General features: G+C 43.7%; 11 protein-coding genes and 1 tRNA gene. 6 read left to right on the top strand and 6 right to left on the bottom strand.

Features of this window, described 5'->3' with window-relative positions:
• Positions 1 to 113: 113 nt before the first annotated feature.
• Positions 114 to 2,549, bottom strand: a complete 2,436-nt coding sequence (locus LWP20_RS06815; protein ID WP_242927369.1) for an outer membrane beta-barrel protein — start codon at positions 2,547 to 2,549, stop codon at positions 114 to 116.
• Positions 2,550 to 3,239: 690 nt separating this feature from the next.
• On the opposite strand from LWP20_RS06815, the gene LWP20_RS06810 reads away from it, so the two are divergent.
• Together LWP20_RS06810 and LWP20_RS06805 are read left to right on the top strand one after the other, a co-directional pair.
• Entirely contained in the window at positions 3,240 to 3,959 is a 720-nt protein-coding gene (locus LWP20_RS06810) for a hypothetical protein (protein ID WP_242927368.1), read from the top strand.
• 21 nt (positions 3,960 to 3,980) lie between these two features.
• Positions 3,981 to 4,802 carry a toll/interleukin-1 receptor domain-containing protein gene (locus LWP20_RS06805; protein WP_242927367.1) on the top strand — a complete coding sequence of 274 codons (822 nt, stop codon included), beginning with the start codon at positions 3,981 to 3,983 and terminating at the stop codon, positions 4,800 to 4,802.
• A gap of 81 nt (positions 4,803 to 4,883) precedes the next feature.
• Here LWP20_RS06805 and LWP20_RS06800 read toward each other — a convergent pair.
• From LWP20_RS06800 to LWP20_RS06780, 5 genes are all read right to left on the bottom strand, one after another.
• Positions 4,884 to 4,970, bottom strand: a tRNA-Leu gene (locus LWP20_RS06800).
• A gap of 23 nt (positions 4,971 to 4,993) precedes the next feature.
• Positions 4,994 to 5,524, bottom strand: a complete 531-nt coding sequence (gene hscB / locus LWP20_RS06795; RefSeq protein ID WP_242927366.1) for a Fe-S protein assembly co-chaperone HscB — start codon at positions 5,522 to 5,524, stop codon at positions 4,994 to 4,996.
• Between the two features lie 265 nt (positions 5,525 to 5,789).
• The gene (locus LWP20_RS06790; protein ID WP_242927365.1) at positions 5,790 to 6,098 is read right to left on the bottom strand and encodes a hypothetical protein; all 309 of its coding nucleotides are present in this window, start codon (positions 6,096 to 6,098) and stop codon (positions 5,790 to 5,792) included.
• Between the two features lie 70 nt (positions 6,099 to 6,168).
• Positions 6,169 to 6,459, bottom strand: coding sequence for a putative quinol monooxygenase (locus LWP20_RS06785; protein WP_242927364.1), 291 nt, complete (start codon positions 6,457 to 6,459; stop codon positions 6,169 to 6,171).
• 102 nt (positions 6,460 to 6,561) lie between these two features.
• Positions 6,562 to 7,338: an SAM hydrolase/SAM-dependent halogenase family protein gene (locus LWP20_RS06780; RefSeq protein ID WP_242927363.1), complete on the bottom strand. Its 777-nt coding sequence runs from the start codon at positions 7,336 to 7,338 to the stop codon at positions 6,562 to 6,564.
• Between the two features lie 98 nt (positions 7,339 to 7,436).
• Here LWP20_RS06780 and LWP20_RS06775 point away from each other — a divergent pair, with 98 nt between their 5' ends.
• The 4 genes from LWP20_RS06775 (at position 7,437) to thiL (ending at position 12,287) form a co-directional block, all read left to right on the top strand.
• A complete protein-coding gene (locus LWP20_RS06775; RefSeq protein WP_242927362.1) occupies positions 7,437 to 8,483 on the top strand; it encodes a PhoH family protein in 1,047 nt (348 codons plus the stop codon).
• A 114-nt stretch (positions 8,484 to 8,597) separates the two neighbouring features.
• Positions 8,598 to 9,026 (top strand): GNAT family N-acetyltransferase, encoded by a 429-nt coding sequence (locus LWP20_RS06770; RefSeq protein ID WP_242927361.1) that lies wholly within the window; start codon positions 8,598 to 8,600, stop codon positions 9,024 to 9,026.
• A complete protein-coding gene (locus LWP20_RS06765; RefSeq protein ID WP_242927360.1) occupies positions 9,026 to 11,143 on the top strand; it encodes a ComEC/Rec2 family competence protein in 2,118 nt (705 codons plus the stop codon). Before LWP20_RS06770 ends, LWP20_RS06765 begins: the two co-directional genes overlap by 1 nt.
• Positions 11,144 to 11,261: 118 nt before the next feature.
• On the top strand, positions 11,262 to 12,287 hold the full coding sequence (gene thiL / locus LWP20_RS06760) for a thiamine-phosphate kinase (RefSeq protein ID WP_242927359.1): 1,026 nt from the start codon (positions 11,262 to 11,264) through the stop codon (positions 12,285 to 12,287).
• Positions 12,288 to 12,323 lie beyond the last annotated feature (36 nt).

Genomic DNA, 12,323 nt, shown 5'->3' with positions numbered 1-12,323 from the left:
AGCCTCTGCCATTTGATTGTTGGTGGAAAACACCAACAATGGCGGGTTTAGGCACTATAATCAAAACTCTAAACAGCTTCATTTACTAATAACCAATAACTGATAACCAATAACTAATTCGACTGGCTGGCTCTGCGTTGTTCCTCTTCCGAAACGGAGCTTCTTCGGCGTAGCGGTTTCAGGTCCTTGTTGCCGAAGTTGTAGGTAAAGTTCAGGCGCACCTGGCGGCTTTCCCAGCGGCTATCCATGTCCATGTTCATGTTCGCGAAGTTTATGGTATTGCTCATCCTGCTGGTTTTAAAGATATCCGTTATACTTAAACGGATGCTGCCACGCTGCTGCAAGACCTGTTTTTGTATGCCCAGGTTCACGTTGTAATTAGATCTTACATGATAGGCTCCCATCACGGTAGGAGACTGGTAGAGGGCGCTCAGCTCCATCGATAAGCTATTTGGTAATTTAAAGGAGTTGCTGGAGTTTATAGTCGTACTCAACTGCCCGATATCAAGTTTCTCGCCCAGGAACACAGTGTTGAACTTGTTATAGAACACGCTTACGTTGTTGTTGCTCACCCACCAGTTTGTTACCACGATCGGGGCTACCAGGCTCAGGTTATAATTGTAGAAGTCCTTGAAATTTTCTTTGGAGGCATACCCTATCCCTGTTTCATCATCCTGGTGGGTAATGTTTGTAAAGAAGTCTTTTGTATGGCTGTAGCCCAGGGTTAAAGTATAGCTGCTGTTGTAGTTACCCGACAACTGTATGGTATTGGTAAACTGCGGCTGCAGGTATGGGTTGCCCTGCACATAAGTATAAGGGTCCATAAAGAAGATGAACGGGAACAGGTCGCGGTAAACCGGGCGATCCACGCGGCGGCTGTACGATAAGCCAATATTATACTTGTCGCTTAGTTGCTGCCTTACCGAAATGCTCGGGAAAAACTCCAGGTAGTCTCTTTTGTCTTCGCTTTCGGCTCTTTCAGATTCTCCTTCGGCTAACGTATGCTCGGCGCGTAAGCCTGCCTGTATGCTAAACTTGCTGATCTGTTTTGTAAAGTTTATGTATGCTGCACTAATGCGCTCGGTATAAAGGAAATCGTTTGTCCTGGTCTCGTCTGTTCTCCAAATGTTATCGTGTAGTTCTTCATACAAAATATCGGTTTTGGTTTTTACATGGCTCACTTTTACACCTGTTTCCAGTTGCGTGCCCTGGCCGAGTGGCAATGCATAATCGCTTTTAAACACAAGTATGGAAATATCGGCAGGCACATCGCTTCTCAGGGTCTGGCTGTAAGTTGGTTTGGCCGGGTTCGCGAAAGTAAAGTTCGTGGTAATGTTATCGTTCTGCTGGAAACCGAAACTTGAGTAATCTACATCAGCGGTTATCTCATGACCTTTTTGTGCAAAACTGTGCTTGTAATTAGCATTTAGCGTGTAGTTAAACCATTTCGTATCGATGTGGTTTTTCAATCGCAAAGCGGAGTCTGGCGCGGCAGTCGGGTTACTTCTGAAGTCTGTGGTATTTCTGGGATCTACTTCCATGATGTAGTTATTGCCATTGAAAAGTATGCCTAGCTGATCGTTTTTGCTTAAAGTAAAGTCTGCCCCGGCCTGGTAAGTATGGCTATGCGAAAATGAAGGTCTGTGGTTAAACTGATCGAAATAAGTTGTCTGGCCCTCATGCGTTACACTCCTTTTCAGATCAAGTGTTGTAAAGCGTTTATTGTACAGGTAGTTATAGTTTCCGAAGAGGTTAAAGTTATCGCCACGGGTATTTAGGTTGATGCCTGCATTGGCTTTGCCATACTTGCCGTAGCCTGTGCCTGCGGTTATACTTCCGTTGGTGCCGTCGGCCAGCCCTTTTTTAAGCCTGATGTTGATGATACCTGCATTGCCGGCGGCATCATACTTTGCAGAAGCATGCGTGATGAGCTCCACTTTTTCCATGGTATTGGCACTCATGTTGCGGAGCAGGTTTGCCACCTCGGCTGCGGGTAAATTTGTCTGTTTCCCGTTAATGGTTACCAATACGCCTGTTCTCCCGTTCAGTGTAATGCCGCCATCCTGATCTATACTTACACCCGGGAGCTTCTCTAGTACCTCCAGTCCGTTGCCTCCGCTTGCCGTTATACTCTGGGCTACATCCAGCACCAGCTTGTCTTCCTGTACTTCCAGCAATGGCTTTTGCCCCTGCACCGTTACTTCTGCCAACTGGTTTACAGTTGGTGTAAGTATGATAGGCTCAACAGTAACTGACTGTGCTGTTACTGTTATACCTTGGCTGAATGCCTGTTGATACCCCAGTTGTTTAACAGAGATAAGGTAAGTACCGGCCTTAACGGAGGTGAAATGGAATTTGCCTGTCTCATCTGCTAAGGTACTTCCAACGGCAGCAGAATCCTTTTCCTGCAAAAGTATAACATTCGCATACTCTATGGCCTTGCCCTCTACATTTACCACGCTGCCATGTATAGCAGGTGCTTGTTGCGCCTGTGCCTTCACCAACTGCAGCAGCACAAGAAGGATAATAGTGGTTACTCGTTTTTTCATAGTTTATCAGTTTTAGGAATGGTAGTGTTCGGTTGTGATAGAACCTGTGCAAAGATGCCTTGCCTGCAGCGGGAGGACAATGGAAATGATGTGAGATGCCTGATAATTGCTGTGCCCGTGCTGAATAATGCAGTGTAGGAGAATGGCAGGTAGAGGCTGGATTATTTTCGGTATCTAGGAGGTACTTGGTCTGGGACTGCTCTAAATCTGTCTCTGCGCTTTATACCGACTTCTATACGAACTATAGCTTTTTAGAAGGGCTACAGAAGCTTAAGAAGGATGAAATAAAAGAAGTACCGCTTGAGTACTGTACATTTTACCTTATCCCACTAGAAAAAAACACTGCTGTTTCGGATTTGTAATCAAGAACTTTATACTTTGCGGATTTGCAATCCGCTTACGTTCTATTTGCAACTGCCTTTATGGCGGATTACAAATCCGAGATTATGGTTACTTTCGGATTGCAAATTCGAAAGAGCAGGGGTTTTTGTATTGCCCTAATTGTGAGGAGTACTCAGCAATACTAGAAATAGGACAACTATAAATTGAAGGACCGGTGTTAACCGGTTCTTTTTGTTTATATTAAATGCAGGAAATTATAATTTTAAAAATAAATCTATCATACTACCAAAAATCTTAATATACAAATATTCAAAACGAAAAAGGAGGTGGAATAAAATCAGATATATTATGGATTTAGAGAACTTATTTGAGAATAGTTCAAAAGTTGGTTGGCCTGACTTATATTACTTTCAGGAAGAGTTTGATTTAATTTTTTTTGCTGAAAGAAAAATTATTGAGAATGCTGAGCAATTTATTAAGGGGCTAGATAATGACTTAAAACTAAAAGTGAAAAGTGATAGTGAGCTACAAAAAAAAGCTTTAGATGAACAAGAAGAAGCTTATCAAGCACAATATTATGATCATTTTTATGGGCATACAGAATTAATTATAAATCAAGTGCTTCAAAACCAAAGAAATGCATCAGTTTTATCAATATTTTCGCTTGTAGAAGGTAATCTTAAAGCATTATGTAATCTTGTAGAAGGGGAGTTCAACTTTAAGATTAAAGTAAACGATTTGGGTGGTTCAGATGATATACAAAAGTATTGGGTATACTTAGATAAAGTATTTTGCCTAGATACTTCTAAACTAGAACCATTTTATACACCTATCAAACAACAAAAATATTTTAGAAACAAGATCGCTCATAATAATTCTAAAATAGATGAGAACAGGATACAATTAGTACGGCAAACTCCTGGTTTGAAAGTTACTTCTTACGGTAAGAATCATATACTCACTATAGCTAAACCTGATTATGTCGAGAAATTATTAACTGATTCTCAAGCTTTTTTTGATAATCTTATTGAACTGATGCATGAAAGATTTGCGGAGTTGATAAAATAAGAAAAATAAACAAGTATAGTTATGAATCCAAATAGGGGAAAAAGTCCAGCAGAACATATTTTAACATTTTATGAGCCAAGAGTCAAAGCAAAATATGCTAATCATGTAGGTTCTTGGCCTGTCTTATCCGGTTACAATGTTAAAATGGGAAGCTTCCAAGGGTGGCTAATAATTATACTGACACATACTGGAATAAAGGGGATGGTCTCTACTAATGGGATTGGAGAGATTTCTGCATCTATTTTGGGTGTTTCATCCATTGATAAAACAAACAAGGAATTGGTTCGCAAACGTTTGGAAAAGCATTTTACACTTAAAGCAACAGATGCCATTATTTTTGTAGATCCAACGGGTTGGTTGGATGATGAAATTCAAATTATGTTACAGAAGCATGAATATGCCATGGGTATGACACCAATGAAAATTTTTCTAAGTCATAAAGGAGCTGATAAGCCTTTAGTAAGAGAATTTAAAAAAACACTAGAATTTTTAGGGTTTGATCCTTGGTTAGATGAAGATGCCATGCATGCAGGGGCAGAGTTAGAAAGAAGCTTATTAAAAGGATTTAATGACTCATGCGCAGCAGTATTTTTTGTCACACCTAATTATAAAGATGAGAACTACCTTGCTTCTGAAATTGACTACGCAATCCAAGAGAAACGTAAAAAGGGTGAAAGGTTTGCTATTATTACCCTTGTTTTAGGGGAAGGTGATAAAAAAGGTTTAGTACCTGATTTGTTGCACCGATATGTTTGGAAAGAGCCACAAAATGATTTGGAAGCGTTACGCGAGGTTTTAAAAGCTCTTCCAGTAAGAGTTGGAGACGTTTATTGGAAGAATTAATTATTATTTCATCCCCTGTACTGTCTCCTAAAAATAAAAAAGCCTTGCAAATTTTCATCTGCAAGGCTTTTTATACTTTGGTGGTACCCAGAGCCGGGGTCGAACCGGCACAACCGTGAAGTTATTGGTGTTTGAGACCAACGCGTCTACCAATTCCGCCATCTGGGCATTACGATTATCCTGAACAGCTATCAGGAACGTGCTGCAAACTTAGATAAAGTTTCCTGAATACGCAACAGGTATTTTTTCTTAAGGTAATAGGTTTTTACTTCGTCCAGGGCCTCATCTTTTGTAACTCCGTGTAGCTCAGGGTATCGCTGCAAAACAGGCAAAATGTCGGCGTCCAGTGTTGCCATAATTCCGGTGCTTTTTTCTCCAACCTGGTGCAATCTGGCTGCATCAAAATCAAACTCCAGCTCCATCAACTCCTCGTTCAGCTCCATCATATTCATTAAAAAATCTGACGGCAGCTCGTTCTTTCCTTCCTCTAAGAGGCCATGCTGTTTAAGTATGTACTGCATGCGCAGGTCGGGGTCGGAGAGAGTGCGGTAGGCGTTGGTGTTTTGGGTAGATAGCTGCAGAATTTCCTCCTGCTTTTCAGGTATTTCATTGGCGTAAAAGTCTGGGTGGTACTCGCGGCTAAGCTGGTAGTATTTTGCTTTCAGCGCCTTTTCGTCAAGTATAAAGCTCTCTGGTAAAGTATAAAATTCGAAATAATTCATAGTTAGTTGTTGTCAGCCTTTTCCTGTAGCGGTAAAAGCATGTGTTTTATACCTTACAAAGGTACAGTAAAAGGCTATAGTTTGTTTAATTCAATGTCTAAGACATTGTAACATGTGTAGGTCCTGCGAGTGTCTATCTTTTAGTTTTTTAATATAAGTGGTCTAACCACCTCCAACCCCTCCTTGTCTAAGGCGGGGAGCCTGGCATTGCTTTGATGTTTCCAGGTATAGAATCATAGGAGACGCTTACACCCCTATAGTCCCCTCAAGGGGACGCTTGGTTTTTAGCTGCATTGTCGTCTACGAAGAAGTATCCTTTCCAGTCCTTGGGTTGAGCGCCTTGTGGGATCCGGTGCCCGTTAAGGGCAGCCGCAGCGCAGCGGAGGCAGGAGGGAACACAGCGCGATGCCAAAGGACGAGGCCGCCCGGCCTGAGGGAACCAAAGTATAAAATGAAACAATAGGCAAATAAGACTGAGGAAGAAAGTATACTTAGAAGTATAGCTTGTTAGCAGGAAGTATAAACTTAAACTATAAGACACATAAGATTTCTCGGCTAACGCTCGAAATGACAATATTGTAGAAAAGCGCTAGATTGTAGAAAGACGCTTGCAGGAGCTGCGCACACTGCTAGGTATATAGATCTTATACTTTAACCTGCACATTAGACCAGGCCTGCGGCTTATCAGCAAAAAGCGCTTTGGTGGCTTTCCATACCTGGCCAAACAGCTCGGAGTCGCGGTAGTTGTTCAGGTGTTCTTCAGAGTCCCAGAGGCTATAGGTGCTGTATACATTGGGGTGGTTCAGGTCCTGCAGCAGCTCTACATGGTTGCAGCCTTCAAAAGCTCTGATCTTGTCTTTCGAGCTGCGGAATATCTCCAGGAAATCCCTGGTCTTCTCCGGCTGGAAGGTCATCCTGACGATGCGAATAAGCATAATTATGAATAATTGAATTTTGAATAACTGAATGTAAAAGTAAAGTTAAGTTTTTATACCTGCCTTATTTAGTCATTCAGTTATTCAAAATTCAAAATTAACCTAACTCCCCGGGTAAAAGCGGATATCTATCTGGGAATCGAAGCCCAGGCCCAATAACTCAGATGCGTTGCCTTTGTTTATACCTATACTTAACTGGCCCAGGTTATTGTAAATGCAGCAGCAATCGCCGTCGTCTACCTGGCTATAGTTGGCATGTATGCGGCCCACAGTTTCGCGGGCAAAATGAATGGTAAAGTTGCGGCCATGGGCAATGGTGTCCACACAGTCGCGGGTAATGTTCGTGATCAGGTTGCCGTAGTGGTCTACGTGTATAACATGGCCTGTAACAGAGTGGTCGTTCAGGCGAAGCTGGCGGTTCAGGAGCTGTTTAAAGTCTGTAGTTTGCTCGCCCAGCACTTCTATGTCGCCGCCTTTGGCCAGGAAAACAGCCGCCGGGGCAAGCAGTTCTTTAGCCGGGAAAGACGTAAAGCCGTTATCGGTATGTAGTTCCACTACCAGGTCAGGCTTCCCGTCAGTCAGCAGCGAGAGCAGGCCGTTGTCGGCTAATAAAAAATAATGACCTTTATACTTTGCCGCATGATATTTGCCTGTTTTACTACCATGCGTATCCACGGCAACAAGGTGCACGGTTCCTTCCGGAAAATCCTGAAAAACGGATCCGAGAACATATTCTGCCTGTGGTATGTTATAGGGTTCAACAGCATGCGAGATGTCCACAATAGCGGCTTGTGGCTCTTGCGAAAGGATCCTGGCTTTTACGGCGGCCACATAATGGTCGGTATGTCCAAAATCGGAGGTAAGGGTAATTACAGCCATAGTCCGAACTATAATTTGAGTAGATTTGTAATCTATATGTAACAAATTTATTTAAATTCAAGAATATATTACCAACAGACTATATACAAGATAAGCATTTGGTAGAGAAAATAATAACATTAGAGAATATATCTCTGATTGATTTTCTGGGGACAGAGAATCAGAACATAAAGCAACTGGCAGCAGCTTTTCCGAGCAGCAAAATCATATCCAGAGGCAACGAGATCAAGATTCAGGGCCAGACGCCCGAGATCACAAAGATCCACGAAATACTTTCATCACTGATCGATCACTATCACAAATTCGGTAAGATTACGCATAACAGCGTAAACAGATACCTTTCTTCTGATTCTTTTACAGATGAGGAAGTAATTGTTACCTCACCGGACGTAATTGTGTACGGCACTAAGGGCGGTGTTATTAAAGCCAAAACGGCTAACCAGCAGAAGCTTGTAGATGCCGTGGAGAAGAACGACCTGGTGTTTGCACTTGGGCCGGCCGGTACGGGTAAAACTTATATTTCCGTGGCCTTGGCAGTGCGTGCGCTTAAAAACAAGGAGGTCAAAAAGATCATCATCTCAAGGCCGGTAGTAGAGGCAGGCGAAAGCTTAGGTTTCCTTCCGGGTGATATGAAGGAGAAAGTTGACCCGTATCTGCGCCCGATCTACGATGCCCTGGAAGATATGATCCCGATCGAAAAACTGAAGTATTACCAGGAAAACAAGATCATCGAGATTGCGCCACTGGCATATATGCGTGGCCGTACTCTGAGCAATGCCTTTGTGTTGCTGGATGAGGCACAGAACACGACGCCGGCCCAGATCAAGATGTTCCTGACACGTATGGGACCTACTTCTAAAGTTATGATTAATGGTGACCGCTCGCAGATAGACTTGCCGCGTAACCAGCGCTCCGGCCTGGCAGATGCACTGCACATTCTGCGCGATATACCGGGCATCGGCTTTGTAGAGATGAAGGCAGAAGACGTAATGCGCCACCGCTTGGTAAAAGACATTGTAGATGCTTATACTAAAGTGGAGGAAGAGCGCCAGGCGGCTAAGCTGGAAGCCATGAAAGAAGAAGATGGCAAGGATAACACCATGCCTAAACCACGTGTAAATGGCGCCCGCAAAAGCAAAGTATAAACAGGCTTTTCAGGGTTTGGTCTGAAACATTAGGTATAAAAAAGAAAGGGATAAAGCTGCTGGTTTTATCCCTTTCCGTTTCAAAATATTTGCGTAAAGCAATTAAGTTTACAAATGACAGAAGTTATCAGGGTTAAAAGTGAGCAGGATTTGGATGCAGCTTTTAACATACGGGAGCAGGTATTTGTGCAGGAGCAAAAAGTACCCCGCGATGCAGAGCGCGATCAGTATGAAAACATCGCCAAACATTACCTGGCTACGTATGATGGCGTACCATGCGGTGCAGCCCGTTGGCGCCAGACCGAAAATGGTATAAAACTGGAGCGGTTCGCCGTATTACAAAATTACCGAAACAAGCAGGTAGGCGAGCAAATACTGAAAGCTGTATTGGAAGATGTGAAGGCTGCTAACCCGGAAAAGGAAGTATACCTGAATGCACAATTACCGGCTGTTAATTTTTATAAACGGCACGGTTTCGTAGAAGAAGGCGATATGTTTACAGAATGCGATATCAAACATTATAAAATGATTTTTAAAGGCTGATGCTGCGTTGGGCACCATACCCATTTGTGCGCATTGCGTTAAGCTTTATAGCAGGAATACTCCTGTTTATACTTTCAGGCAAAGAGTTCAGGTATAACCCGGAGCTCTTTGCCTTTTTCTTTTCCGGATTTATACTAGCATTTATTCTTGCCAGGCGCTTTAAAGCTGCTGAGCTCACAAGTATAGCTGGTGTTTTGGGTCTGTTGTGCTTTATGGCTGCAGGCAGTTGGGTAACAGAACTCCGCACAGAATATTTTAAACCTGACCATCTATTGAACATAAAAAACGCACCAACGCATTATGCAGGTGTGGTAGATGATTTTGTAGTGCAAAAACCCGGTTACCATAGTTCGGTGCTACGCCTGCAGCAGGTGCGTGTTAACGGGAAGTGGCAAAAGGCAAGCGGCAATATTCAGATCTCGGTGCCACATGACTCGGAGCAGGAATACGAACTGAGTTATGGCGACAACTTGCTGATAAAAGGTGCGCCGCAATTATTACCTGCACCCGCAAACCCCAGACAGTTCGACTACCGGCAATACCTGAACAATAAAAACATCTATCACCGGCACTCGCTGCGCGAGTTTCAGTTTCAGAAAATAGGAGCGGAGCCTCAGAACTACCTTTTATACATTAGCATAAAGCTGCGCCGGAAACTGGATAATCTGCTGCGCGAAAACATAGTTCCGAAACGTGAGTACGGCATTTCATCTGCCCTTATACTTGGTGTGAAAGATGACCTGGATAATAGCATCCGGAACGTGTATGCCCAAACCGGAACCATGCATGTGCTGGCCGTTTCGGGTTTGCATGTTGGCCTGATCTATGGTGTTCTGATGTTGTTTCTGGGCAGGTTGGGTTCTACACAGCGCCGCAGGCAGCTTACGGCCATACTGGTATTGGCTGTGCTTTGGTTGTATGCCATCATGACGGGTTTATCGCCTTCGGTGCTGCGGGCAGTGGTTATGTTTAGCCTGGTAACTATAGCAGGAGCGGTGCAGCGGCAGCATAATATTTACAACACGCTGGCCATTGCTGCATTTGGGCTGTTGTTCTACAATCCGTACTTCCTGTTTGATGTAGGTTTTCAGCTTTCGTTTCTGGCCGTGCTGGGCATTGTATACCTGCAACCCAAGATCTATAACTGGTTTGAAGTCAATAACTGGCTTGGCGATAAACTTTGGGCTTTATTGGCTGTGTCGCTGGCAGCGCAGCTGATTACGTTGCCACTGGGGCTTTTATACTTCCACCAGTTTCCGTTATACTTCTGGGTAGCCAATATGGTAGTGGTGCCGCTTTCTACGCTGGTGCTTTATACCGGCTTGGCCAGTATAACTTTCGCTTGGCTTCCTCTGATCGGCAAGCTGCTATTTATGATGCACACCTGGATAATCTGGGGAATGAATGAGTTCAATATTGCTCTTACTAAACTCCCGCTAGCTATTATCAACGGCATCGATATAAGTATAACGCAGGCCTTACTTCTTTATGGTTTGATGTTTGCGCTGATCCTGTTTTTTGCACTTAAAAAGCTACGGTACTTTACAATTGCTACAGGGCTGGTGGCTATACTTGCCTTACAGGAAATTCTGGAAACTATAAGTCAATCATCTCAGCAAAAGCTCTCAGTTTATAGTTTGCGCAATGCCTCGGCTTTTTCTTTTCTGCAGGGTCAACAGGCTATACTTGTGGGCAACCAAGAGCTGCAACACGACGACAATACACTTACCTATAACATACTGCCGCAACTCTGGTACCATGGCGTAGCGCAACCTCGCTTTATACCTTTCGGAAGTGCTGCGTCTAATCAGGAAGCTATATCGCATGAGCTGCTGCCCGATAGCAACAGCCTGTATGTGTGGCGCAATAAAAGTATACTGGTGCTCTCTAAACCACTGAAAATACAGCCAAAAACAGAGCTTAATGTAGAATATGTATTGCTGAAAGATAACGCTAAAGTATGGCCGGAGCAATTGCAGGCATTCCGTTTCAGGCAACTTATATTGGATGCCTCTAACAGCCCCTGGTACCGTAAACGGCTAAAAGAACTGTTAAGCAATAGCAACCTGCCTGTATATGATGTAGCCGAAAAAGGCGCTTTTGTGGCTGATTTTTAACATGCTTTGTGCTCTTCGGTAGAAAATGCACCTGCAGGTTATGGCTATACTTTATGGCCTCTTAAATAGCATATCTTCTTAATTTCTTACCTTTGCATTTCCTAAATACGAAATGAATATGAGTGGCTATACCCCATTAAGCGAAGTAGGCGAATTTGGCCTGATCAAGCTGATAAAAGATAAAGTAGAACTGCACCAGGAATCTACCATTAAAGGCATCGGCGACGATGCTGCTATTATAGAGCCTGGCGAAAAACAAATAGTCGTATCCAGCGATATGCTTCTGGAAGGTGTACATTTCGACCTGACCTTTTGTCCTTTAAAGCATGTTGGGTATAAGGCCGTAGCTGTGAACGTGTCTGATATTGCTGCTATGAATGCCAAGCCTACCCAGATTGTAGTGAATATTGCGCTGGGAGCAAAGTATACCGTAGAAGCCGTTGAAGAATTATATGAAGGTATGCGCCTTGCCTGCGAAAACTATAAAGTAGACCTGGTTGGTGGCGATACAACTTCATCGAGCACAGGCCTTATTATTAGTATAACAGCTATTGGCGAAGTAGCAAAAGGCGAGGCTGCCCTGAGAAGCGGTGCTCAGGTAAATGATCTTATCTGCGTTACCGGCGACCTTGGCGCTGCTTACCTAGGCCTTCAGGTGCTGGAACGCGAAAAGCAGGCGTTTATGGCCGACCCTGAAATGCAGCCGCAGCTCGAAGGTAAAGAGTATATTGTAGGCCGCCAGCTTCGCCCGGAGGCACGTATGGATGTGATACATGATCTGAAAGAACGCGATGTGAAACCAACTGCCATGATCGATGTATCGGATGGACTGGCTTCTGAGCTTTTCCATATCTGTGCGCAGTCTGGTGTTGGGGCTACTATTTACAAAGACAACCTGCCAGCCGATGAACAGATGCTGGAAGCAGCCTTGGAGTTTAACCTGGACCCGATCACCTGCATTCTTAACGGTGGCGAAGATTATGAGCTGCTGTTTACAGTGCCGCTTTCAGATTATGATAAAGTAAAGAACCACCCGGATATCAGTATTATTGGTAAGATAACGGATAAGAGCGAAGGTATAAACCTGGCCAACAAACACGGGCAGGCTTTCCCGTTAAAAGCGCAGGGCTGGAAACATTTTTAAGCTGGAGACACAGTGTGCAAAACGCTGGTTTGTAGC

The sequence above is a fragment of the Pontibacter vulgaris genome (genome assembly GCF_022758145.1).
Classification (GTDB): Bacteria; Bacteroidota; Bacteroidia; order Cytophagales; family Hymenobacteraceae; genus Pontibacter; species Pontibacter vulgaris.
The sequence above is the reverse complement of the archived record's forward strand: the minus strand, read 5'-3'. Positions and strand labels throughout refer to the sequence as shown.

What these genes read in the sequence shown, in the direction of transcription:
- LWP20_RS06815 (WP_242927369.1), bottom strand. Translation starts at nt 2,549, where the DNA reads ATGAAAAAACGAGTAACCACTATTATCCTTCTTGTGCTGCTGCAGTTG.
- LWP20_RS06810 (WP_242927368.1), top strand. Translation starts at nt 3,240, where the DNA reads ATGGATTTAGAGAACTTATTTGAGAATAGTTCAAAAGTTGGTTGGCCT.
- LWP20_RS06805 (WP_242927367.1), top strand. Translation starts at nt 3,981, where the DNA reads ATGAATCCAAATAGGGGAAAAAGTCCAGCAGAACATATTTTAACATTT.
- hscB (WP_242927366.1), bottom strand. Translation starts at nt 5,524, where the DNA reads ATGAATTATTTCGAATTTTATACTTTACCAGAGAGCTTTATACTTGAC.
- LWP20_RS06785 (WP_242927364.1), bottom strand. Translation starts at nt 6,459, where the DNA reads ATGCTTATTCGCATCGTCAGGATGACCTTCCAGCCGGAGAAGACCAGG.
- LWP20_RS06780 (WP_242927363.1), bottom strand. Translation starts at nt 7,338, where the DNA reads ATGGCTGTAATTACCCTTACCTCCGATTTTGGACATACCGACCATTAT.
- LWP20_RS06770 (WP_242927361.1), top strand. Translation starts at nt 8,598, where the DNA reads ATGACAGAAGTTATCAGGGTTAAAAGTGAGCAGGATTTGGATGCAGCT.
- LWP20_RS06765 (WP_242927360.1), top strand. Translation starts at nt 9,026, where the DNA reads ATGCTGCGTTGGGCACCATACCCATTTGTGCGCATTGCGTTAAGCTTT.
- thiL (WP_242927359.1), top strand. Translation starts at nt 11,262, where the DNA reads ATGAGTGGCTATACCCCATTAAGCGAAGTAGGCGAATTTGGCCTGATC.